This window comes from Flavobacterium sp. B167r, assembly GCF_056824315.1.
The window spans coordinates 3,515,372-3,540,516 of record NZ_CP124859.1; the positions used below are offsets into that span (position 1 = coordinate 3,515,372).

The following is a 25,145-nucleotide window of genomic DNA, read 5'->3' on the forward strand; positions in this document are numbered from 1 at the left end:
TATCCACAATCATAATTTGTATCATTCGTATAATACTATTTCCGCTTTTTAAAGATTACTTCTTATTGTTACTTTGTTGATTTTTAATTGTATTTACCAGAAATATAATCTTATTATTATGTTTTTGAGTCTTAGTTTTCAGTATAAATAATGACAGTACACTCAACTTTGCAGTATTAAAATTATAAACTTTAAAACTGATAAAATGTTTAGAATGATGTTACTGCTGACCATGATTTCGGTATTTGTTTTTCCGGTCAAGCATATAAAAAGAAAAAAGACAGAGTTTGATATTGATTTAGAAAGATTTGAAACGGAAGTGCAAGATGCAAGACAATTTATTAGCACACATCCGAAATATAATAATAAGACTGTTTTTTTAATTGACATGAAAGTCAGCTCTGGAAAAAAACGATTTTTTGTATATGATCTTGAAAACAGTAGAATTACAGACTGCGGACTTGTAGCTCATGGATCTGGCTCTGAAACAGGCATCATTGGAAATTTAAGATTTGGCAATGAACCAAACTCCAAAATGACTTCTCTCGGCAAGTATGCAATTGGCAAGAAATATAAAGGGAGTTTTGGAGAGTCCTATAAACTTTATGGTATGGATTCTTTAAATAGTAATGCCTTTATGCGACATGTGGTACTTCATTATTATTCTGCTGTTCCTCTTGAAGAACAGGACTATCCAATTTCTGACAGTCATGGATGTCCAATGGTTAATGAGATTTTTTTCCACAGAATTGAAAAAATAATTGATGCCTCAAAATCCAATATTCTTTTAAAAATATACTATTAGAAATTTATTAATTAAACAATTTGAGACATGATTAAATTTATTTGGAAAATGGTTTTCAATGTAGTTTTTATTTGCACAGTTATAAGTTGTACAGCTGAGGCTCAAGTGATAGAAGAAAAATTTGATGATAACGATAATGAAAATATACTTTTAGAGAATTATGATTACTCTAACATGGAGGTGGAAACGCTTCAATTAATAAACAAATACAGAGCATCAAATGGTTTGGACTCTTTAGAAATATTAAATCATCTTTCAATTAAATCGGAGGAGCACAATAAATACATGATAGAAAAAGGCAATCCTAGTCATGATGATTTTATAAACAGATCGCAGGAAATCATAAAAACTTTGGGTGCAAAAAAAGTTTCGGAAAATGTTGGTTACAATTACCGTTCACCCGAAGGTGTTTTAAACGGATGGGCAAAAAGTCCAGAGCATAAGGAAGTTATGTTGGGTGATTTTAATTATTTCGGAATTTCCATTAGAGAGAATCAAGATACTGGCAAAAAGTATTTTACAAACATTTTTATTAAGATATAAGCATGTAGGTTTTTGTCACTTAATATACTTGGAAAGAGCATAAATGTTTTTTTGTAGAATTTAATCTACTAGAATAGAGGGTATAAAACTACATTCTCTTTTAATGTCTATGTGGTATTTTGTAGTCAGAATTTCAAAAAACATTATAAATTATGAGCAAAATAGAACTGAAAAAAAAAGCTCAAGCCTATTATTCAACTTTAGATCAAGTGTTTTGCATTTCACAGGGCTATGAAACAAAGTCAGGAAATGCATTATCAGAGGTTTTCAAAATCAATAATAATTCATACAGCTACTTTCAAGAGGTGGTAAAAAACGAAATATTTTTATTTTATATTGATGAAACCTGTTCGAACACATTGCAATTAGCAAAAAGAAGTTTAAAAGATGATTTTGTTGGACTTTATTACAATTTATCCGCTGAAAATTCAAAAATGACATTTAGGATTGGTCCAGAAATTATAAATGGAAAGGATTCTAATTTTTTAATAATTAACAAGTTTCTGGAAGTTGAACTAGGAATAGAGGGGAGTGAAATTGCCGTTTTTTGTATTTTTATAAAAAAGGAGTTTATTAAACGATATTTTGAAAATGGTAAAAATTTTCAAGAATCAGAAGTTTTCTTGTCATGTTTTTCCGAAGAGATCATACTGAAACATGAAATAATGAGTATTGAAAGTTTTCAATTGCTTAAGGATTTGCAAAAACCATTTCAGCCTCGAGTCTTATTTGATCTTAGTGCAAAGGCTACTGTTCATTTATTGATTTCTGAATACTTAGAAAAAATCGCTAATGAATCTATTGGAAGTTCTGTAGTTAGAAAAAAAAGTATTGCAGGTATAATGCTGGCACAGCGCTATATACTTAAAAACATCGATAAACAATTCCCTGGAATAGAAACTCTTTCAGATATTTGCGATATGTCTGCTACAGATTTCAAAACATCATTTAAAAAAATAAGCGGAGATACGCCACATTCTTTTTTTATGGATAATAAGCTGTTTAAAGCGAAGGAATTTCTCGAAGAGAGCGACTTGACGATAGCAGAAATTTCCAACACATTAAACTTTAGCAACCCTTCTTATTTTAGTGTCATATTTAAAAAAAAGTTTGGGATATCTCCAAAGTTTTATAGGAAGTAAATAGATTTTGATTTGATATTAAATGAAAAAAGGAGTAAAACTTATGTCGTTACTCCTTTTTTTAATTATGATAAAAAAGTTAATTTTTAGAAATAAGGTTTAACTCGCTCTAGTAATAAAATCATCAATTGGCATTTTGTTAAAATGTTGATAGTATTTTAAACTTAAAGTTTTAGAATGGCTATAATTAAGATTGTTAGTAACTGAACTTAGGTTATCGAAATTTCCACTAGTTAGAAGTTGTCTTGCAAGTTTCATTTTTTCAACTACATAAAATTTTTTTGGCGTTGTATGCATGACTTTACTAAAAGTTATTTTGTATTTAGATTTGGACATTCTTGCCATATTAGATAAAAATTCAATGGTAGGGAAAGGATTGTGCAGGTTGGATAACAAAAATAATTTGGTTCTATCTATGGCCTCTTTATCCAATACTCTGATTTTATCTTGTTCTGTACCTGGAATATTTGTGTTTAATAAATTAGCAACTAATTTTAATGTAACACCAGTAATAAAAGAATTAAAAGAAATATCATGAATATTTTTGTTTTTCAGCGAATGCAATAAAATTGCGCTTTTACTATCTGCTATTCCATAAAACAATTCTTCCTCTTTTAATTTTGCGGTATAATTTGGCGATGCAGTAAGATAAAGCGATTCAAAATCAGGAAATAGTTTTTTATCAACCAATATTTGTAAGGCAAACGATTCTTTGTTTGCTTGTGTTTCATAACATCCAGAATTTTTACTATCAGTTATAATCAGGTTTGGTTCTTCATAAGTGCCAATTTTTAATTCTTTATTTTTAATTTTAAGAACATTTGTATGGTTGCTCATGTCATAAAAAATAACAAAAGAATCATCAGAAGATTCTTCTCTATTAATTGAAATCTTACTTTTAGCTGATAAATTAGTCAAGGAAACAGAAATTCCAGGAATTACTTTAGTAAAGTATATATAACCTTTTCCTATTTCTTTTGGAAATTCAATTATTTTATCGTCGATAATCTTTGTGCCAATTTCTTCAGCTAACTGATCTTGCCATCGCGATGTTAAAGTAAAGTGGTGTGATATTTTTTTCATAAATAATGCTGATTATATTTAGAGTCAAATTATTAGTCATTCATTGATTTGGTAAAAATAAAATGGAATGACAGGAGTTTCTGTAGTATAATTTGTTTAAGATTTGAGGATCTAGTTCTACAAAATTTATAGAGAGATGTCCTTTAATAGAATTGAAATTTATTTTAGATATCTAGCTAAAATTTGTAACGCACTAGATATTATTTTTAAGTTGAAAAAAGAAAGGCTTCAGTTTTTTGGAGCCTTTTGTTGTTTATTAAATATCGCTTTAAACTTTTAAATACGATTAGATGTGATTAAAGTTCAACATCTTTTATTGTGTTTATACTACTTCTTGTTGTAAACATATTTCAACAAAACGTCAAGTATTATTAAAGAGAATCTCCAGTTGCTTTTTTTTTGGAGTAGATAAAATATTTAAGAATTTTTCGGACTATATTTTTTTTCAGTTACCATGTAAATATGGGATTGAACGTTTATTGCCGATACTGATTTGTAGTTCTAAATTGAATGCTTCTAATAATATTTTATCTTAAAGTGTAGTACTAAATCTACATTTAAAAAGTAAAATGTTCTATAAGGTAAAAAAAACAAGTCAGCTATTTTTGTTTCGATTTTTATATGAGTAAAAATGCAAATATAAACCATGAATTGAGTACTGTTTTTTTATATGGTATAAGCCTTTTTATGTAATCTTTAATTTAAATGATAGTCAATAACACGTTTCTAGTTGCAGATGACCATAGTGTAATAAGACAAGGAGTTGTTTTTTTACTGAAGGACAAATATCCTTCGTCTACAATTTTGCAAGCCGCAACCTTTAAAGAAGTCTTAAAATTAGTCAAGGCGAATAAGATTAATTTGTTGTTTTTAGATATTAATTTTCCTGACGGCGTTAGTTTAGGCATAATTCCTACCATAAAGAAGTTCCAGCCAAACATTAAAATTTTAATTTTTTCTGCTTACGATGAAGATATATACGCGATAAGATATTTAAATGCTGGTGCAAATGGCTATTTAAATAAGTTAAGTACAGATCAGGAGTTTGAAAATGCTGTTAATTCAGTTTTGACTGATGGAAAATATATGAGTGAGAATATCCAAAACAAAATTACAGATGCTTATATATTTAAAAAACCATCTAATCCACTTGAGCAATTATCAAACAGAGAAATCGAAATAGCCAAACTTTTGATAGATGGTGTTGCTAATAATGCTATCGCCGAAATATTAAATTTAAAAAAAACAACAGTAAGCACCTATAAAAATAGAGTTTTTGAAAAATTAGGAATTGATAACATTCCATCACTGATAAGTCTTTTTAGTCTCTATTACTTTAAGGATGTATAGATAATAACCACGTTTTAATTTTTTACACAAAATTTAGTATGAAGTCGTTACTAGTTAGTAATATGTTTAGTTTTTTTAATTTAAAATTCAGTTATAGAAAAATTATACATTATGTTTTACTTGCAACTGTAATTTTATTACAGATAATTGTGATCGGAATTTGGTATAATGAAAGGGTGGGTCAGTCTGAAACGGTTAAAGATTTAGACTCCATAAATTCAATAAATAAACTTTCCCAGATCAACAATCAAATAAATTATTCTTTTATAAATTCTCAAAAGAGTTTCAATAATTACAAACTAAATAAAAATAAGGAATCTTTAAAAAAATATATCAATTCCTTGAAGGGAATAAACACTTTGATTGATAGTCTTAATCTATTGACTGGAAAGAATAAACAGTTTGCTCATGTTTTAATTGAGAAGAAAAATGCTGAAAGGATTATTCAAAATTTACAGGCAAATATTGATTCTATTATAAATGTACAGGTCGATCCAAATAGAAACAACATTGCAAAGTTATTTCTGCTAAATGAATTTGAATACAAGAAAATTTTAGATAGTATTAAAACAGAATCCTATGTTAAAACCGATAGCGTTTCTAAGAAAAAGTTATTTAATAGAATAGGAGACGCGCTTAAAGGAAAAAGGGATGTTCAAAAAGAGCAGGTAAATACTATTATAACCATGAAATTTAACAATAAAGTGGTGACGGGTAGTGTTGAAGAACAAATGGCTAATATATTTAATACCACTTTTAATTATTATGAGTATCAATTTAAAAGCCTAAAAAAGAATTTTATAAGTTTAAGAGAACAAGATGAGAAATTGACAGAACTCAACAATAGACTCCTTATTCTTCAAGACGCATTAATGCCCATATTTAACAAAGCTATAAATACTCTAGAAAACGACACTCAAAAACGCTTAAGAAATCGCTCTGATTCTAATGTTATTGTGAAGAATTATACCATTGTTATTTTAGTAATGATAATGCTAATCATTTCATGTATAATTTTAAGTTTTACTAGATTTTCGTTCTATTATGAAAAAAAACTTACTTCGGCACAAATAAAAATAATGAAGAACTTAAGTTTTAAAAATAGAATAATGGGTATGATTAGTCATGAAATACGATCTCCATTGAGTGTAATATCTATTTATGTAAAAATTTTAAGTCGATCAATAGTTGATCCTGAAATGAAAGAATCTTTTAAAGTTATTGATTTTACAACAAGTTCATTAATGCTTTTAACGAATCAAATATTAGAATATTCTAAAAATGAAGGGCAGGTTTTGAGATTAAATAATAGGAAATTCCATTTGGCAGAAGAAATTAATCAAATCGTGGGTTCGATGTTTTCTTTAGTAGAAAGCAAAGGAAATAGAGTTGAAATTAATTCTAAATTGAATGAAAGTTATAATGTTAATTCTGATGTTGTAAAAATTCATCAGCTGTTTTACAATTTAATAGGGAATGCTAATAAATTTACCACCGAAGGACTGATTTCTGTTTTTGTTGATTATGAAGTTTTAGAAAACAAAAAACTCAATTTAAAAGTCCAAATTATCGATAGTGGCGCAGGAATTTCTGAAGATGATTTGAAAAATGTATTCGATAAATTTTATCAAGGTACATTTTTAAAAAGAACAAACGATTTAGGTGTAGGATTGGGATTAAACCTATGCAAAGAAATAGTTGAATTGTTTGACGGAAAAATAAGTGTTGAGAGTAAGCAAAACGAAGGAACAAAAGTTTCCTTTAATCTGATATTAAGTTTGGTAGAATAAACAATTTTAAAAAGCATCAATTCTAAATTGACAGATTAACTTTTGAAGAACTTAAATGTTTATATTTGATTCTGACAGATGCGACAGAACGAAGCTTTGTGCGATTCTTTTTTTGACTTATCTTCGCTGTTTATACATCTGTGAGTACATTTAACTCATTTTAAAAATCTAATTTGTGAAAAAAAATCATGATGCTGCAGAAGAGAATCAGCTTAAACGTGGACTAACTAATCGACACATTCAGTTAATTGCCTTGGGCGGATCTATTGGTACAGGTCTTTTCCTTGGTATTGGTCCAGCAGCCGTTTTAGCAGGGCCGTCTGTTATTTTAGGATACGCTATTGCCGGAATTATCGCTTTTTTTATAATGAGACAACTTGGTGAAATGGTTGTTGAAGAACCTGTATCAGGAAGTTTTAGCTATTTTGCCTATAAGTATTGCGGTTCATTTGCAGGTTTTGCATCAGGTTGGAATTATTGGATTTTGTATATTCTGGTAAGTATGGCCGAACTTACAGCCATTGGCGTTTACGTACAGTTTTGGTGGCCAGAAATTCCGCTTTGGACATCCAGTTTGTTTTTCTTTTTGGTTATTAATGCTTTGAATTTTGCCTCAGTAAAAGTGTACGGAGAAACCGAATTTTGGTTTTCCATTATAAAAGTGGTTGCGATTATTGCCATGATTCTTTTCGGAACTTATTTATTGGTAAGTGGAACAGGAGGAGAGCACGCTACAATTCATAATTTATATAATGATGGAGGTTTCTTTCCAAAAGGTTTCTTTGAAAAAACGGCCAATGGAAATTTTCAAGGTTTATTGTCTGCAATGGCTTTGATTATGTTTTCTTTTGGAGGTTTAGAACTTATTGGAATTACCGCTGCTGAAGCAGAAAATCCAGAAAAAAACATTCCGAAAGCCACCAATCAGGTTATTTATAGAATTTTGATATTTTATGTGGGTGCATTGGTCATTTTATTTGCTTTGTCGCCTTGGCAGCAAATTACAACAGACAGCAGTCCGTTTGTGATGGTTTTTCAAAACTTAAACGGAATGGAATTTGAGTTGTTTGGCAAGAAAATATTCTTTACAAGTCTTATCGCTAATGTACTTAATTTAATTGTATTAACTGCCGCTTTATCTGTATATAATAGTAGTGTTTACAGCAATTCAAGAATGTTATTTGGTTTAGCAGATCAAGGGAGCGCGCCAAAGTTTTTAAAGAAACTAAACAAACACTCCGTGCCAATTAATGCCATTTTAATTTTTTCATGCTTTGCTGCGATTTGTATTTTAATAAACAAAATAATGCCAGAAGAAGCTTTTAGTATTTTAATGTCTTTAGTAGTTTCTTGCTTGGTTATTAACTGGGTTATGATTTCATATACGCATCTAAGATTTAGACAAGCGAAAGACGAAGAAAACACCAAAACGAAGTTTGCTTCAATATTTTATCCTGTAAGCAATTACATCTGTTTCGCCTTTTTATTGGGAATTTTAGCCATTATGTGGATGACGAATATGGAGTTGTCGGTTGAGTTAATTCCTGTTTGGTTGGGAATTCTTTTTGTGTTTTATAAGGTTTTTAAAGTGAAAAAGTAATAGTATAATGACCAACGCACAAATCAATTTTTATGTAGACATTTTTGCAGGAATTGGAACTTTCATTTCAAGTGTAATTGCATTATTTGCTCTTAAAGAAGTAATTAAACAAAGACGTGCAATGTATCAGCCAAAGCTTTATTTTAACGAGTTTTCGCTTTCCGTTAAAGGTAATCCGCATTCAGAAAAAGAATCCCTTTATGAATATTATTTATACAATTTATATGAACCTGTAAGAGAAGATTCTAGAAAAGGTTATTCTGTATTAGCTCAATTTTTCTTCGAGAATATTGGATATGGTGTCGCAAATAACATAAATTATGAATGGACTTTTGATTATGTTAAAGCGGCTAGGATATTATGTGAATTAGATCCAAAATTTAATTATGAAGACAACAAAAAGAGAAAGTCGCTTATGATAGTTTTTGACAATAATTATTTTAGCTCATATGATTATGATGATATTGGAAAAACAAGGAAAATTGATTTTATAAAACCAGAAAGTTTGCAGCAAAACTTTAAGCCAGTATCAATTCCAAAGTCAATAACGGATATCCATATGGACTACGTTTTGGAAAAAAATAAAATGTTTAGTGAAAAATGTAAAAGATTTAATCATGAAGAGTTTGATAATTTTCCTATTCCAAAATTGAGTATATCATATCATGATATAGCTGGTAAAAAATACGTAGAAGAATATCTATTTAATATTTCATGTTATAATTCATATAGGCAAATGGATGATAAATTAATAAACACAGAAGAAGATTATGCGAGTTTGTGTTTTTATTTAAAATAGTACTTACTAGTAATAGCTATTTTTTCTATAAGAGGTTTAGCAGTAAAATCACATCTTTGTAGAAAATATTTTATTTAAAAAAAAGTAACTCGTTCCAAATTTTGCAATTTAGGGAATGTTATAAAAATGAATAAATAATGAACTCAGTTTTAGAACAGATTATAAAATACGACTCAGAAGGAACAAATCTGGATTTTAAGAAAGAAGAATATTCTTTAGGAAGAACTGAAAAAAAGAATGAAATTTTAAAAGATATCTCTGCATTCGCAAACCATCATTCCGATGCAGATAAATATATTTTAATTGGTGTAAAAGAAGTAGGAGGAGTTGCAAACTCATTTTTTGAAATAGAAAATTTAACAGATGAAGCTAAATATCAGCAATTTTTAGTTGAAAATATTGAACCCAAAATAAATTTTGAATATAAATCAGTAATATATGAGGGTAAAAAAATTGCATATTTTAGAATCTTCGATAATAAAAACAGGCCGTATTTATTTAAAAAGAACTTGCAAAATCCAATTAAAAATAATATTGAATACAAAATTGGAGATGGTTTTATAAGATTAGGCTCTTCCTCAAGAAAACTTGAAAGAGCTGATTTTGAGAATATTTATAGAAATAGGTTTACAGAAAAAGACCGAAAAAATGATTTAGTTATTGAAAGCTATTTTGGTACAAGTGACAATGAAGAAATTATAAATTTTAATATAAAATACTTAGACATTAGAATAGAGAATCAATCAAATAAATCATTAGAGTTTGATGTAGAAATGAAAGTTTATAAAAGTGAAAACTTAGGATTGATTTCTGAAGATGAATTAATTAGAAAAATTAAAAAAAATCAGCAAAAGCCAAATCGTGGACTTGGAATTCATTATGAAATTATACAGCCACAAATGTTGAATTTAAATGTTCATTTGGAAGAAAATGATAGTTTTATATTGATTTCTAGAAATAAATTTAAAAGAGGGGCAGCTATAAATTTAGCTCAAAATTCATTTGAATCAGATATTTTTTGCAAGTATTTACTTGTATTAGGAGAAAACGCTGATGAAATAAAAGCTGAACTAACATTAAGAAGTGATGCTTTTACTGAAGGGTCCCTGATTAAGGAATTGATATTTAAAAAATAAAGTATTTTTGAGAATTCATTTTTAATGGTTTGGCTATTTAAGGAAATGAAAGTATAAGTTAAAACTTAAATAGTTGCCTAAAACTATATTTATCTCAAATAATTTGTTGATTGGCGTTTAATTTTACTATCAAAGATGTTACTTTTAATTGATTAGCAAAACAAATATTTAAAAAGAAAATGGGAAATTGGTTTGAAGACAATCAGACAAAATCTGTAATAATATATACAATTTTAATTGCTGGAACAACATTTGCTGCCTACAGATTTATATTTGAAGAACAAAAAATTGATTTTTATAAGGCACAGGTAGAATCATCAAAAACAGAAATAGAGCAACATAAAGCGAGAATTGATTTTTTAGAAAAAGAAAATGATAAACTTGAAGTAATATTGAAAGAATTTCAAGATTGGAATTATAAAAGTAAAGATCCGACACTTTTTTATAAAACTAAATATGAAGAAATTGCTAATAAAAGAACAAAATTAGATAGTATTTTTTTTAAAGAGGGTTCAAATCTCCCTAATTCAGAGGCAGTACCTAGTAAAGTTTTTAAATCTCTAGATGTTGAACTTTATAAAGGTAAATCATATATAAATGATGCAGAAAAATTAGTGGTTGGACTAAATGATGTCTCAGTTGAAGGCACATGTAATTTTACAATAAATGCTGGAGATAAAATCAATCAAGAATTCAAAGATGTGAAAGTTGGTACATCTTATAAATTTGGCAAACTTAAAATTACTTTAAGTGAAACTAATTACATTACTTCTCTATCTAAATTTCACATATCTAAAGAGTAATAAAGTTTCAAGATATTAATAAATGAAATACAGAATACTACTTTTCATAATCAACAATAAAAAAAGAGGCTTTTAAAGTCTCTTTTTTGTTTCAAAATATCTTTAAAATAATTACCTACCAATCAACTTCTCAAGCCTAACCATCATTTCCTCTTTCTCCTTCAACATCCTTTCATACAAAGCAATCTTTTCATCATGAAGTTCAATCAATTTTTCAATTGGATTAATAGTGCAATTAATATATCCAGAATTATTAGCAACTGATCCTTCATGAAAAGTATTAGAAATAATATTTATCGCTTGTTCTTCATCAAAATTCTGAAAAGCTTCAACCGGAATTTTCAATACAGCTGAGATTTGTTTTAGCAAATTGTCTTCAATTACATCTTTCTGCTCCAGCATCGAAATTTTCTTTTGGTTCCAGTCTTCGCCCAAATCATAAGCCAATGCTTCTTGCTTTATGTTAAGCATTTCTCTAAAACGTTTTACGTTTCTTCCTTGATGTATTTTCTGTTCCATAATGAATATCGATTTTCTAAAAGCTCAAGATAAATCTGTTTAGATTAAAAATCCTGAGTTTCAAAGATAGAAAAATATACTATAAAAACGCCTCTTATTTTGTAAGATAATATATCTGTTTTTGGAATAGTTTATCCTTTCGAAAGAATAGAATTTCGCTGAAAATTTTAAACTAACTACAATGAAAAAGAATAAAATATCCTTTGAAACAAGCTTTTGGGCGGGATATGCGGGAGGAAATCCGTTTAAAGCAATGAATGCCTTTTTTGACTTTGCACATCTTGATTATTATAAACAGAATTTAAGCCAAGCGGTACTATACTGTTATAAAAAAGAAATCTACAAACAGGACAATCCTTCAGATGCTTTTGTTTTGTATAGTACTGTAAGCTCTTTTCTCAAAATTTGTTATTGTTTGAAAGAGAAAAGTAAAAAATGGAAAGTTGCAACATCTTCGCGCTCTGAAACGGTTTTTTGTCTTTCTTCTCTAACGAAAGAAGAATACGAAAATCCTTTTATGGTATTTCAAAAAGCATTTGAAGAAAAAACGCTTGAAGAATTTGAATTATTTCTACGTCAAATCCTAGAGTTTTCATTGTCTCCTCATGCCACAGATCCCGATCCTGACTTGACGACGCCTTACATTCATTTAATCAAAATGCTCGATGCAGTGGAATTGATGAGAGAAAGGGGAGTTGAGAAAATTTAGTTTTCATCAAAAATTCAGCAATAAAAAAAGCCGTCTCAAAATTGAGACAGCTTTTTCAAAAGTGAGTATAAATAGCGTGGTTATTTCTTCATTGACCTTTTCTTTTCATCGCTTTTTGCAGAAGGATATTTCGCAAAAGAGATCGCAAAACTAAAATCACCAAATTTATTGTTGTTTACACTATCTCTAGGATACGGCGCAATTGTACTAAAAACATGGCAATCGTAGCAGGTTTTTGTCGATTGTACATAGGTTTCCATTGTTGAATTTGCCACAATATTTGCCCCGCTCGTCATTGCTGAATTGTTTATTTTTCTTGGAGAAGGAATTGCCGTAGTTGGATCTGCCTGAAAACTTTGTGACCAAATTACATCAACTAATTGGTAATATTGCCAAACCGAATTAGGATAAAATTTTCGGATATTTTGCTGCATTAACGCATTAATAGGCGCTGCATCAATTGGATCGATTTTGTTTATCCTCGTAGTTTGCGTCGGCACAGGACCAGCCTGATTCAGATAATAAGGAGGCGACGTATTTGGCACACACGTGACGACTTTTGTAGAATCTCCGGTAGGGGTTCTAATAACTACATTTTGATTTTTACAATTCGGATTGTAAAAACTATAACCATATTGAGATGGAGGTGTACCGCTTAAGTTGCTTTGATCGGGAGCATTGTCGATCTGCTCAAAAGTAGCCCAAACCCACGTAGGCTGATTTTGCGTTTTATGCAAAATATGAAGCCCTACAAGTGCCACGACGGTATTTCTAAGTTTTTTTGTAATGGGATCCAAAACCGTGGCATTTGACAATTTATATCTTTGCCATTTAGGTGAGTTTACATCCTTAACTTCCATCCATGCGGCTTTTAATTCAATTGCACCGACAAATCCGTTGTAGCTGCCTTGAGGAAAATTGATAGGCTGATTTAGTTTTACGGTATCATGCTGTACTTGTGCATTATAAAATCCTTTTTTAACGATATAATCGTAATAGTCTTTATTGAGCATAATTTCGTACCATAAATTAGTGCTGTTTTGCGCACCCAGCCAACTTGGTTTTCCAAATGGAGCCGCTTGATCAGGGCTAAAACTTACTTCAGCATCGTTTTCTTCAATTTTACTGACAAACGTAAGCAGTTTGGTTTGTGTTTTGTTTAGCAGCAATTTTTGTGATTTGAAAAGTTTGCTGTATTCATTTGATACCAAAGTTCCCCATGCTGGCGGTTTTGAACCATCATCAGGAAATAAAACTTCTCTTGGCATATAGGTTTCCCATTCTACAAAGCCAAAATCGTTTGGAGTTCCAAAACTTGCATTAGGATTCGTGGGCCAATTTAGAGCAATAAATTCTTTCCAAGCAAAACAATTTGCCAACGGCTGATTAAATGATAATAAGTCACCCGGAACGATATTGTTAAATGTAATGGGAAGAATACTGCTTGGTGTACTTGTAGAATAACAATCGCAAGTATTGGTTTGTGATGTCGGAATCAATTGGTATTGAGAGGCTTCATTTCCAAGTCCTGCTTTAGAAGCAATAACAGCCAATGGAATTATGACAAGACCTAACCAAAATATTTTTTTAGATAATGTAGTTTTTAAATTCATTGTTTTATTATTTAAATGAAATAAAAATAGGGAAATATAAGGTTTGAAGTATATCCTTATGACTTATATTTCCCCATAAAAGTAGATTCGGTAATAATTATCCAACCGTAATTTTTACCGTTATATTTCCGATGTTATCTGCAAAACCAACTCCGTAGATACCATTTAAATCATCATTAATGCACAACTGCAATTCGCCCTGAACATTAGCGGGTACAGTAGCGCCCAAACCAATAAAAAATACAGTACCGTTAACTTGTCCAATAAGTGATCCTTCATTTTCACCTGGCATTGTGTAGCCTGTCTTAGCTGGAATAAAGTATGGATTTCCCGAAGCATCATACAATTGTCCGCCATTATCATTTGGATTTGCCGTCCAAAGTCCGCCTTGATAAGCAACATTGACAGGAGTTCCTGGTTGTACAATTACGCCCGTGTTTTGCCATTTAACATTGGCTTGTACAGTTGTTGGCGATACGATAAGCATTCCAGGCATTGCAGGACTTTGCTGTTGCCCAGGATTGGTAATGAATATTCCATGAGCACCTGCAGAAGCATTAACGCCCACACTAACACTAATAAACAAAGCGGTATAAGAACTTGGCATACTGTTACCTGGCACTGCATAAGTGATGTTGTTTTGAACAGAATTTACAACTGCTTTAATATTAGAATCGTCAAAAGTTACAGCTGGATAAGTGGAAGGATTACCCGAAACGGCAGTGCAAGTATCGCAAATCAATACCATATTGACTCCGCTTGCCGAATTAAAAATGGTTGGCGGAATAAAAGTACTGTTACTCAAAAGAGAAATTGGATGATTAACAGGATTAGGCACATTAGTTTTGTACATAGCATTAAAGTAATCCTGATAGAAAAGCTGTAAAGGCTGTGCAAAAGTAACATTTGGCGTACCTACAGCATCATAACCTTTAGGAATTGTTGGACTATTGTAACTGCTGGCAACAATTTGCATTTTAAAAGTTGATGCAACTTGAGATCCCCAATCAATTTTTTGACCTCTTATCGTTATATCGCTGATTGTGTAGTTTTTATCTGCAGGAACTTCAAATACAGCATGCAATATAAAATTACCTGGCATTGGATTGCCATATTGATCATTTAAAGTTTCAGATCCGCGTGCAATATTCCAGAATGTAGCTGCATTTGTGCCGTCAGGAGTTTCATAATGAGTAAAATCAGGCATTTGAATATAAAGTCCTGGTGGATCTGCAAGAGTAACTACCTGTGGTCCTAAAGCTGGAATTATTACATTACCCGTAACAAGATTGTTTACCGTACCTCCAATGTTCGGATCGCTATTTCGGTTTTTTTGTCCGTATTGTGCATCACACAATAATTCATTGTATAGTCTTGAAGGCCAAACCGTACTTTCTGTTGAACCAGATGGGTTATTACGCTGTACGGTTGCCGCAGTAGCCAATCCAATTTCTGTTTGCAAAGTATTAGGTGTACTAGTTAAATGTATAGCACCTCCCAAATTAGCGTTTGATACAGGTCCAGAATTCCATTTATTTAACGGATTATAAATTGGTCCTCCTGTAGCAGGGTTTACAGCGCCTGGTAAACTTAAATCGGCTAAAGTGATTTGCGGCTTATTCAATATAGATTGATAAAGCGATAGAACTTTGTTAGGATCAATAATCCAAAGGCTGTTCCAATATTCTGGATTTTCACAGGTAAAATCAATGCGTGTAATTTTATTTTGAGCATTTCGAGTTACTGCCCATTCGCAATATTCATCCTGCCAGCCTCTTGGACCATACGGAAAATAAGGAATAGTTTCAGTAGGAGTACCGCATGGATTATTATTAATTAACGATATCATATTACCAGTATCTGCCATTTGGTTTAATTGATCTTGCGAAGCAGCAGGAAAATTAAAAGCCAATCTTCCTGGAAAAGCAGACCATGTAACATTATTGACAACGCTTTTAGGATTGTTTTGTATCGGATTGTAGTAATTAGTGACCGCTGGAGTATTGGTAGTATTCCACGGATTACTTAACATACCTTGTTGCGTAAATTCATCGAGATTTGCACTCCACAGCTGATTCATTGCGGTTTGTTTCGAAGGATCTGTTTGAAAATCCTGAATACCAGCTGGTGTTCTAAATTGGAAATTGCTGTTTACATCATTGATTACAGCAACGTCCTCTTGCTCGTTTGTGTTTTTTAGTTCCATAATATTAGTGTTTTTAGTGTTAGTCCTACTCGTGTGGCTTTTCAGAAGTCGCCCCCGTTTTTTAAAGTGAATTCAGGTCATCACTTTTTAGGCTTGAATTGGGAAGTTTATGGTGTACAGAAGAGTTGTACAAATAAGGGGCTTGTAAAGCTATTTTTTTCAGTAGTAAAATTAGAAACAAGAAATGTAAGAAATTAGCGTAAAAACACCTGTTTTAACTTACTTGAAGTTAAATAATTGTAAATAAAGGACTATGATTTTATTATGGCTAAATAAAAGAAGCTGATTTTGTATTGATTGATAAAGAACTGAGGCATAAAAGAAAAGGACAAAAGATAAAAATTATCTTTTGTCCTTTATAGTGACCTCGACTACACAATTTAGTGTCTGTCTTTGATTGGTTGTATGAATTTGTTTTGGATGTCCTGTTGGGACCGATCGAAAAACCTCTTGTTTTTAGAAATAAAAAAGCATCTGTTTTTGACAGATGCTTTCTAAACTTTTTGTATAGTATATTGTATTATGCTATTACTACGTTTACTGCGTTTGGACCTTTTCGGCCTTCCTGAATGTCATATCTAACTACATCGTCTTGACGAATGTTTTCTGATAGACCTGAAACATGAACAAAAATTTCGCTTCCACCATCATTAGGTGTTATAAATCCGAATCCTTTTTCTTCATTGAAAAATTTTACTGTACCTTCTTGCATCTTAAATATTTAATTTGCTCAAAAGTAGTCTTTTAATTATGAGAAAGGGCATATTAAAAATTTAATTATGATTTTATTAACTTTTAATAATCATTAATTAGACTTTTATTTCATAAAGACTCAAGAATTTCTTAAAAAATAAAACCTCGAAACTCAATGTGTTATATTGTATTGAAAATCAGTTTATATCCATCCTGTTTTCTTGCGCCAGTGGTAAAATTCTGTGTTGCTGGGATGTAAATCGTTGCTGTCTTCCTCATTCCTGCACTCAGTAAATAAAGCATCATCATATGCTGGGAGATTTAATTCTTCACGAAGTCTAGCCATTTCCATTTTATCCTCAACTGGATATATGCCTCTGTCGTCAAATTGGGTTCCAAACTTCTGCGGTTTTCCTTCAAAATAAGAGATGCGGTCATGGAGATAGGCAAGATTTTGAGAATTTATCTCATCTTTCATCTGTGAAAGAAGTTCATAACACTGCTTCATGAAGACAGGTCTGCTGATTGCATGCTGGACAATCAGCCATGCAGCTTCAGAAGCTTTTTTTCCTACCTTATTCTGTGTAGGATATCCATAAAGCTCTATAATCTCGTTAAGTCTTGATGCATTTTTGTTATGAAGCTGCTCCATATCGGAATTATAACCAGAAGAAAGTTTTCCTGCTTTGAGTAATATTTCTCTCAAATTGAGATCGTTCTGAGCCATTTCTATCAATTCTTCAACAATTTTTTTGTCCATGAGAGTATTTTTAGCTTAGAGATTTAAAATAAAGAGTTTATAGTCAATTAGAGATTTGATTTAAGTTCTTTAAAAGCATATCTAATAAATCCTTCCTTATCAGCTTTCATCTGTGCCAGCATTTCTTTTCTTTCTTCAGGTATTTCGGTATACTTTTCCGCCCAAAGATTAATTTCGATAATTATCGGAATTAAATCGATCCCTTTCTGCGTCAATTGATATAATACTTTGGCTTTACTGTCTGGATGCTCTAGCTTCTGAATAATTCCGTTTTCTTCTAATGAAAGCAATCGGGCAGCCAAAATATTAGTTGCTATTTTCTCATCAGACTTTGCCAACTCGCCATAAGTACATTTTTTTTTAAGCATTAAATCCCTTACTATCAACAATGACCACTTGTCACCAAAGGCTTCAAGTGAAAAACTTACCGGGCAGTCAGATCTCTTTTTTTGAGTTTTCATAAAATAAATTTAAAACAGCTTGCATTTTGCAAGTAAATGTATTTATATTTGCACTTGCATTTCGCAAGCAAATATAAAGATAATAAATTAAATAGAAAAATTATGGAATTAAAAGGTAAGACAGTTTTGATTACAGGAGGTTCTGCCGGAATCGGATTAAAGGCTGTAAAACAATTTATTACAGAGGGCGCTAAAGTAATTATAACAGGCAGGGACCAGAAGAAACTTGATCTGGCTAAAAAAATGTATCCGTCTATTACAGCAATAAAAAGTGATGCGTCAAACAAAGAGGCTGCCGAAGCGTTATACAAGGAAATTGAAAATTTAGGAGGTATTGATATTTTGTACAACAACGCAGGAATCATGAACGGTTTAGATAATTTAGGAATAAGCAATACAAATCATTTTGAAAAAGCGGCAGTAGAAATCAATACCAATTATTTAGGCATTGTACTTTTGAATAATCTATTTATGGATATGCTGAAATCCAGAAAAGAAGCAGCCATTATTAATACCTCATCAATCTTAAGTTATACGCCGTCGATTCTAGTGCCGACTTATTCAGCTTCCAAAGCTGCAGTTCGTTTTTACACTGAAGCATTAAGAGAGCATTTACGTTTTATTAGAAGTAAGGTAAAAGTATTCGAACTGCTTCCGCCTCTTGTAAAAACAAATATGTCAGAAGGAATGGATGGCAAATCGATAACACCTGATGTTCTGATAAATGGTTTGATTAAAGGTTTGAAAAATAATACTTATACGATTCGTGTGGGAGATACAAAAGCCATTTATTTATTGAATCGCTTTTTTCCAAAAATCGCGTATAAATTAATAAATCCAAAGGGAGTAAGTCTTAAACTTCAATCTTAATCTGGTATAATTTTGTGTTGAATAAAAAATGAACAATGTTCATTTAATTTTATATCTTTGTTTTATACTTAGCATACTAAGGCAAAAATAAATAGATATATGAGTACAGCCGAAAGAAAAGCACGAGAGAAAGAAGCCTTGAGAGCGCTAATACTAAAAGCTGCTAAAAAGCTTTTTGTCGAAAAGGGAATTGAGCAGACTACAATCAGAAACATAGCAGATGAAATTGATTACAGCGTAGGTACGGTATATGTTTATTTTAAAGATAAAAATGCCATTCTGCATGATCTGCATTCAATAGGTTTTCAGGAGCTAGGCAGTTATTTTCAGGATTTATTTGCAATTGCAGATCCAAAAGAGCGATTAAAAAAGATGGGAATTTCCTATATAAAATTCGCTTTAGAAAATTCAGAAATGTATGATTTGATGTTCAACTTAAAAGGACCAATGGAATTTTTAGAAAATTCTGATAATGACAATTGGGATGAAGGAGCGGTGACTTTTGGTTATGTAAAGAAAACTGTTGAAGAATGCATTGCTGAAGGCCATTTTGCAGGACATAAAGCAGAACCGCTCTCTTTTATGGTCTGGAGTCTCGTTCATGGAATGTGCTGTTTGGAAATCAGACAGCGTACAAAGGGAGTAAAATTTACTAATCCGGATACCATATTATTTGATGGATATAATGAATTTTTAAAAATAATAGAAAAACTGTAAAGTTTTTTTTACTGAAAAAATTGAACAACGTTCAAATTATAAACAATGTACAAAATGAAAACAATTTTAAATTTTACAATTCTGTTTTTTGGATATCTCGGATATTCTCAAAGCATCTTAGACAGCTATATCGAAGCTGGACTAAAGAACAATGAAGTGATAAAGCAACATAATTTTGATATTAACAAAAGTATGTATGCCTTAAAAGAGGCTAAATCCCTTTTTTATCCGACGGTTTCTCTAAACGGAAGTTATACGAAAGCAGAAGGCGGAAGAACAATTGACATCCCGATTGGAGATATGCTGAATCCGGTGTACACTACCTTAAATCAGATTACCAATTCAAACGCTTTTCCAATGTTGGAAAATCAGTCGGTGTTGATTAATCCGGATAATTTTTATGATGCTAAAATTCACACCACCATGCCATTGCTGAATTTTGAAATCATTTATAATAAAAGAATAAAAACCCAGCAGACTTCACTTCAAAAAATAGAACTCGAAATCTACCAAAGGGAGTTAGTAAAGGAAATCAAAATTGCTTATTACAAGTATCTGCAGTCGGTTGAGGGAGTTAAGATTTACGAAGATGCTTTGGCTTTGGTTAAAGAAAATCAAAGAGTGAATCAGGCTTTATTTAGAAATGAAAAAATAAACCGGACTGCAGTTTTACGAAGCGATAATGAGGTGATCCGCATTCAGGCCAATTTAGAAACCGCCAGACAAACCAGTAATAATGCCCGATCGTATTTTAATTTTTTACTGAATCAAAAATTGGACACCGCTATACAAGTAGAGGAAAATGAAGTTCCGCCAGTTGGAGCTGTGGCAGAAAACACTCAAAATAGGGAAGAACTGCAAAAGCTTACGGAGGCAAAAGAAATAAACGAAAATGTAAGCAAATTGACCAATTCGTACTGGCTGCCAAAAGTAAATGGTTTTGCCGATTTCGGAATTCAGGATTTTGATTTTGAAGCAGATAAAAACTCACGCTATTATTTTGCTGGAGTAGGTCTAGAGTGGAATATTTTTTCGGGCAACAAAAACAAATGGAAACTGAAACAAGTTGAAGAAGACAATAAAAAGATCATTTCACAAACGGATAATGTCAAACAGCAGTTGCTGCTTCAGTTTCAGGTTTCACAGAACAATCTAAAATCGGCTTTGGAGCAATTCTATGCTGATAAAAATCAAAAACAGTCGTCCAAAAAGTACAATGATGACATTACTAAATTGTACAAGGAAGGCCAAGCCATATATATAGAACTACTTGATGCACAGAACCAATGGGTAAATGCACAACTTAATACTAATATTTCACTTTATAACTCTTGGATTGCTTTTGCAGAATTAGAACGAGCCAATGCCACTTTTACTTTTAACTAAAAACAAAAATCATGAAATTAATAATTCAAAAATCTCTAAAAAAACATATTGCAGGTTCTAAAAAAGTCTTGGTCATATTGCTTGTTTTACCGCTTTTTTATGCCTGCAAAGAAGAAAAAAAAGAAAATTCGCCCTTTGAAAGCGCAGATGTTATTCCGATTAAAACAGCTCCGGTCGAATCTTTCGCTCTTAAGAATACGATTAGTGCATCAGGGTTGGTAACAACTGAAAATCAAGCCAATTACGGATTTAAAATCGGAGGTATCATCAATCGTATTTATGTGGAAGAAGGCCAGTTTTTTAAGAAAGGACAGCTTTTGGCGTCATTAGACGAAACAGAGATCAACGCCGGATTGAACCAGACCGATTTAAATCTAAAAAAATACGAGCGTGATTATAAACGTGCAAGCAATTTGTACAAAGACAGTGTGTATACATTGGAACAGCTTCAGAACACCAAAACTGGCCTTGATATTGCTAAGAAACAGAAAGATGCTGTTGCTTTTAATGCACGCTACTCTAAAATTTATGCTGCGGCGGATGGTTTTGTTTCAAAAAAAATAGCCAGCGAAGGCGAGGTTGTAGGTGCGGGGTCTCCAATTTTGGCCATAAATGAAACCAGCCAGTACAATAATTATCTGCTTAAAGTCGGCTTAACCGACAAAGAATGGGCCGAAGTAAAAGTAGGCCAAAAAGCTGTTGTAACACTTGACGGTTATCCTGATGAAAAATTCGATGCCTTTATTTTTAGAAAATCGCAGGCGGCAGATGCAGCATTGGGATCTTTTCAGGTCGAGTTAAAACTAAGCCTTAAGAAAAGCAAACCTGCGGTCGGAATGTTTGGAAAAGCCGAAATAAATGCAGATCACTCAGAAGATTTTATCATCATTCCTTACAATTCGCTTATTGAGGCCGACGGAAACAAAGCGTTTGTTTTTATTGTAGAAAACAACAAAGTAAAACGCCAGCCTGTGACGATTAATAAATTTGAAAACAATAAAGTATTTATCAAAGATGGACTTCAGAAAACAGATCAGATTGTGATTTCCAACAGTGCTTATCTCAACGAAGAATCAACCATCAAGATCATTAAATAATCAGTATCATGAAAATAACAAACTTTGCTGTTAAAAATTATCAGTTTACGCTGATTATATTTCTGCTGGTTGCTGTGGTAGGGTACCTTACGCTGTTTACCATGCCAAGGGCAGAAGATCCTTCAACGCATCCGCCGCAATATTTAATTACGGTCATTTATCCTGGCACAAGTCCGAAGGATATGGAGGAGCAGGTTGTAAAACCGATCGAAAACAAAATTTATGGACTTGAAAACATCGAAAAAATATTAACCACAGTAGAAGATGGTGTTGCTGCTTTTCAGGTAAAATTTAAATATGGAGTTGATGTTGACAATAAATATCAGGAGATTTCTACGGAAATGAATGCGCTTAAAAACAGCGAACTTCCAAAAGATATTTATCAGATAAAAACTGAAAAAATTGCTTCTTCTGATGTAAAAATCCTTCAGTTGGCATTGGTTTCAGCAAATGCATCAGACAAAAAACTGCGCGATGAAGCCGATAAACTAAAATCTAAAATTGAGAAAATTACCAATCTTAAAGATGTAAAATATGCCGGAATTCCAGAGCAGGAAATTCGTATTGACTTACAGCTTGAAAAATTGGCACAATTAAAAATCCCATTAAACGTGGTTATGGGAAGTCTGCAGAGCGAAGCAGCCGATATTCCAGGCGGAAGCATTGATTTAGGGAGTAAAGTATTTAATGTAAAAACCAGCGGTAAATTTAAAAATGCCGATGATGTAGCCAATACGGTAATTTACAATGCAAACGGGAAAATAATCTATATGAAAGATGTAGCCGAAGTAGGTTATAAATCCCAAGTTGTCGATCATATTACCCGAATCAACGGACACCGATGCGTGTTGGTTACGGCTGGTATGAAAGACAATGTAAACATTACTGATGTGCAGAAAGAATTTTTGCCAATCGTTGATGAATTTTCTAAAGAACTGCCATCAAACATCAAATTAGTAAAAAACTTCGATCAAGCGAATATGGTATCGCAGCGTCTGGGACATTTAGGTTTTGATTTTACGTTGGCGATTGTTTTGGTAATTGTGACATTGCTTCCATTGGGTTTAAGAGCTTCTGGAATTGTGATGATTTCTATTCCGTTATCTCTCGCATTAGGATTAATTGCCATGAATGCTTTTGGCTTTTCTTTAAATCAGTTAAGTATTGTCGGTTTGGTGGTAGCGTTGGGCTTACTGGTGGATGACAGTATTGTGGTAGTCGAAAACATAGAAAGGTGGCTGCGAGAAGGACATTCTAAAATGGATGCAGTTCTTAAAGGCACCAAACAAATCGGAATTGCCGTAGTAGGCTGTACTGCAACACTTATCATTGCATTTTTACCACTGGCTTTTCTGCCAGATGTTTCGGGAGAATTTATAAGAAGTCTGCCAATGGCTGTTATTACCAGTGTACTAGCGTCGATGATTGTAGCTTTGACATTGGTGCCGTTTTTAGGAAGCCGATTTTTAAAAACGCACGATCATGCGGGAGGAAATATCTTTCTTCAGTATCTGCAAAAATTCCTTACCAGAGCGTACCGTGATATTATGCCGAAAGCCTTAAAATATCCGAGAACAACTATTGCTATTTCGATAGTTTTAAGCATCACAGCTTTTGGATTGTTTAAAGTAACAGGTTTTAAGTTATTCCCAACTTCAGAAAAACCAATGTTTCTTATTAATATAAAAATGCCGCTTCAAGCCAATATTTTAGAAAGTGACCGTGTTACCAAAATTGTAGAAGCAGAGCTTAAAAATCATAAAGAAATTGTGTATTACACTTCGAATGTTGGAAAAGGAAATCCGCAGATTTATTACAACGTGCATCCACAGGACAGAAAACCCGATTTTGCACAGATTTTTGTTCAGCTCGAAGATGAAGCTAAACCATCAGAGAAAACAGCTTTGATTGAAGAACTTCGAAATAAATTTAAAACAATGCCTTACGCCAAAGTCGAGGTTAAAGATTTTGAACAGGGAACGCCATTAGAAGCCAATATTGTAGTGCGATTATTTGGTGAAGATCAGGAAATGTTACGTAAGCTTTCTTCGCAGGTAGAAACTATTCTTAGAAATCAGGAAGGAACAGTATATATTAACAATGAGCTGAATACGTATAAAACGGATGTTAAAGTTAAAATCAATAAAGAAAAAGCCAGAACACTGGGAGTATTGACGAGCGATGTAGATAAGGTAATCCGTCTGTCGGTAGCTGGATTAACGGTTGGCGATTATATAGACGACAGAGGAGATGCCAGAAATGTTACATTGACATTGCCTAGAGATAAATTTTCGAACCTTGATGCTTTGAAAAACTTGTACGTAAATAATCTTCAAGGAACTCCGATTGCATTGAATCAGATTGCTGAAATTTCGTTTGAAACTTCTCCAACGGCGATTAATCATTTTAATAAATCACGCTTTTCAAAAGTAACCGCTTTATCAGCAAAAGGATATTATGCCAATGATTTATTGACGCACATAGTTCCAAAACTGGATCAATTGAAAATGCCAAAAGGATATTATTACAAATTATCAGGCGAAAAAGAATCCGAAGGCGATGCGCTGGGCGGTAACTTTTTGGCAGTGATTATTTTAAGCACCTTTTTGTTTGTGGCGGTTTTACTGCTGCAGTTTAAAACGTTCAAAGGAATTATTATTGTATTATCTATTATACCGCTCGGAATTTTAGGCGGTGTGTTATTATTGCTTCTCAATGGAAGTCCGATGTCTTTGGTTGCTATAATCGGTTTTATTGGTCTTTCGGGAATTCAGGTAAAGAACTCTTTACTTTTGGTCGATTTTACTAATCAGTTAAGAGAGGAAGGACATTCGATAGACGAAGCGATTTCTATTGCAGGAGAAACCCGTTTTCTGCCAGTAGTGCTCACATCTATTACTGCAATCTGCGGTTTAATTCCGATTGCGTTAAACTCAAATCCGTTGATCGCACCATTGGCTATTGTTCTAATTGGCGGACTGATCAGTTCTACAATATTATCACGAATTGTAACGCCAGTGATGTATAAATTGATTCCTCCTAATATTGAAAACAAGTAAGGAA

The 25,145-nt window shown here is 32.2% G+C and carries 22 protein-coding genes; 15 read left to right on the top strand and 7 right to left on the bottom strand.

What is annotated here, in order from left to right; all coding sequences use genetic code 11:
• Positions 1-205: 205 nt before the first annotated feature.
• The 3 genes from QLQ96_RS15770 (at position 206) to QLQ96_RS15780 (ending at position 2,490) form a co-directional block, all read left to right on the top strand.
• Complete coding sequence (locus tag QLQ96_RS15770) at positions 206-805, top strand: murein L,D-transpeptidase catalytic domain-containing protein (protein ID WP_482491630.1); 600 nt, start codon at positions 206-208, stop codon at positions 803-805.
• Positions 806-832: 27 nt separating this feature from the next.
• The gene (locus tag QLQ96_RS15775; RefSeq protein WP_482491631.1) at positions 833-1,348 is read left to right on the top strand and encodes a CAP domain-containing protein; all 516 of its coding nucleotides are present in this window, start codon (positions 833-835) and stop codon (positions 1,346-1,348) included.
• Between the two features lie 152 nt (positions 1,349-1,500).
• Entirely contained in the window at positions 1,501-2,490 is a 990-nt protein-coding gene (locus QLQ96_RS15780) for a helix-turn-helix domain-containing protein (RefSeq protein WP_482491633.1), read from the top strand.
• A 99-nt stretch (positions 2,491-2,589) separates the two neighbouring features.
• On the opposite strand, the gene QLQ96_RS15785 is transcribed toward QLQ96_RS15780, so the two are convergent.
• Positions 2,590-3,573, bottom strand: a complete 984-nt coding sequence (locus QLQ96_RS15785; RefSeq protein WP_482491635.1) for a helix-turn-helix transcriptional regulator — start codon at positions 3,571-3,573, stop codon at positions 2,590-2,592.
• A 705-nt stretch (positions 3,574-4,278) separates the two neighbouring features.
• Here QLQ96_RS15785 and QLQ96_RS15790 point away from each other — a divergent pair.
• From QLQ96_RS15790 to QLQ96_RS15815, 6 genes are all read left to right on the top strand, one after another.
• A complete protein-coding gene (locus tag QLQ96_RS15790) occupies positions 4,279-4,923 on the top strand; it encodes a response regulator (RefSeq protein WP_482491636.1) in 645 nt (214 codons plus the stop codon).
• 38 nt (positions 4,924-4,961) lie between these two features.
• A complete protein-coding gene (locus QLQ96_RS15795) occupies positions 4,962-6,713 on the top strand; it encodes a sensor histidine kinase (protein WP_482491638.1) in 1,752 nt (583 codons plus the stop codon).
• A gap of 175 nt (positions 6,714-6,888) precedes the next feature.
• Complete coding sequence (locus QLQ96_RS15800) at positions 6,889-8,313, top strand: amino acid permease (protein ID WP_482491640.1); 1,425 nt, start codon at positions 6,889-6,891, stop codon at positions 8,311-8,313.
• A 7-nt stretch (positions 8,314-8,320) separates the two neighbouring features.
• A complete protein-coding gene (locus tag QLQ96_RS15805) occupies positions 8,321-9,112 on the top strand; it encodes a hypothetical protein (RefSeq protein WP_482491641.1) in 792 nt (263 codons plus the stop codon).
• Positions 9,113-9,249: 137 nt separating this feature from the next.
• The gene (locus QLQ96_RS15810; RefSeq protein WP_482491642.1) at positions 9,250-10,248 is read left to right on the top strand and encodes an AlbA family DNA-binding domain-containing protein; all 999 of its coding nucleotides are present in this window, start codon (positions 9,250-9,252) and stop codon (positions 10,246-10,248) included.
• A gap of 179 nt (positions 10,249-10,427) precedes the next feature.
• Positions 10,428-11,051: a hypothetical protein gene (locus tag QLQ96_RS15815; RefSeq protein ID WP_482491643.1), complete on the top strand. Its 624-nt coding sequence runs from the start codon at positions 10,428-10,430 to the stop codon at positions 11,049-11,051.
• 111 nt (positions 11,052-11,162) lie between these two features.
• On the opposite strand, the gene QLQ96_RS15820 is transcribed toward QLQ96_RS15815, so the two are convergent.
• On the bottom strand, positions 11,163-11,570 hold the full coding sequence (locus tag QLQ96_RS15820; protein WP_482491644.1) for a helix-turn-helix domain-containing protein: 408 nt from the start codon (positions 11,568-11,570) through the stop codon (positions 11,163-11,165).
• A 181-nt stretch (positions 11,571-11,751) separates the two neighbouring features.
• Here QLQ96_RS15820 and QLQ96_RS15825 point away from each other — a divergent pair, with 181 nt between their 5' ends.
• Positions 11,752-12,279: a hypothetical protein gene (locus tag QLQ96_RS15825; RefSeq protein WP_482491645.1), complete on the top strand. Its 528-nt coding sequence runs from the start codon at positions 11,752-11,754 to the stop codon at positions 12,277-12,279.
• A gap of 80 nt (positions 12,280-12,359) precedes the next feature.
• On the opposite strand, the gene QLQ96_RS15830 is transcribed toward QLQ96_RS15825, so the two are convergent.
• The 5 genes from QLQ96_RS15830 to QLQ96_RS15850 all read right to left on the bottom strand — a co-directional run bounded on the left by QLQ96_RS15830 (position 12,360) and on the right by QLQ96_RS15850 (position 18,012).
• Positions 12,360-13,892 carry a hypothetical protein gene (locus QLQ96_RS15830; RefSeq protein ID WP_482491647.1) on the bottom strand — a complete coding sequence of 511 codons (1,533 nt, stop codon included), beginning with the start codon at positions 13,890-13,892 and terminating at the stop codon, positions 12,360-12,362.
• 97 nt (positions 13,893-13,989) lie between these two features.
• A complete protein-coding gene (locus QLQ96_RS15835; RefSeq protein WP_482491648.1) occupies positions 13,990-16,098 on the bottom strand; it encodes a hypothetical protein in 2,109 nt (702 codons plus the stop codon).
• A 520-nt stretch (positions 16,099-16,618) separates the two neighbouring features.
• Positions 16,619-16,810 (bottom strand): cold-shock protein, encoded by a 192-nt coding sequence (locus QLQ96_RS15840; RefSeq protein WP_482491650.1) that lies wholly within the window; start codon positions 16,808-16,810, stop codon positions 16,619-16,621.
• A 183-nt stretch (positions 16,811-16,993) separates the two neighbouring features.
• Positions 16,994-17,551, bottom strand: a complete 558-nt coding sequence (locus QLQ96_RS15845; protein ID WP_482491651.1) for a DUF6624 domain-containing protein — start codon at positions 17,549-17,551, stop codon at positions 16,994-16,996.
• A gap of 47 nt (positions 17,552-17,598) precedes the next feature.
• A complete protein-coding gene (locus tag QLQ96_RS15850) occupies positions 17,599-18,012 on the bottom strand; it encodes a winged helix-turn-helix transcriptional regulator (protein ID WP_482491652.1) in 414 nt (137 codons plus the stop codon).
• A 102-nt stretch (positions 18,013-18,114) separates the two neighbouring features.
• Here QLQ96_RS15850 and QLQ96_RS15855 point away from each other — a divergent pair, with 102 nt between their 5' ends.
• From QLQ96_RS15855 to QLQ96_RS15875, 5 genes are all read left to right on the top strand, one after another.
• Positions 18,115-18,882 carry an SDR family oxidoreductase gene (locus QLQ96_RS15855; RefSeq protein ID WP_482491654.1) on the top strand — a complete coding sequence of 256 codons (768 nt, stop codon included), beginning with the start codon at positions 18,115-18,117 and terminating at the stop codon, positions 18,880-18,882.
• 99 nt (positions 18,883-18,981) lie between these two features.
• A complete protein-coding gene (locus QLQ96_RS15860) occupies positions 18,982-19,599 on the top strand; it encodes a TetR/AcrR family transcriptional regulator (RefSeq protein ID WP_482491656.1) in 618 nt (205 codons plus the stop codon).
• Between the two features lie 54 nt (positions 19,600-19,653).
• Positions 19,654-20,985 carry a TolC family protein gene (locus QLQ96_RS15865; protein ID WP_482491658.1) on the top strand — a complete coding sequence of 444 codons (1,332 nt, stop codon included), beginning with the start codon at positions 19,654-19,656 and terminating at the stop codon, positions 20,983-20,985.
• 11 nt (positions 20,986-20,996) lie between these two features.
• Entirely contained in the window at positions 20,997-22,082 is a 1,086-nt protein-coding gene (locus QLQ96_RS15870; protein ID WP_482491660.1) for an efflux RND transporter periplasmic adaptor subunit, read from the top strand.
• 8 nt (positions 22,083-22,090) lie between these two features.
• On the top strand, positions 22,091-25,141 hold the full coding sequence (locus QLQ96_RS15875) for an efflux RND transporter permease subunit (RefSeq protein ID WP_482491662.1): 3,051 nt from the start codon (positions 22,091-22,093) through the stop codon (positions 25,139-25,141).
• Positions 25,142-25,145: the final 4 nt, after the last annotated feature.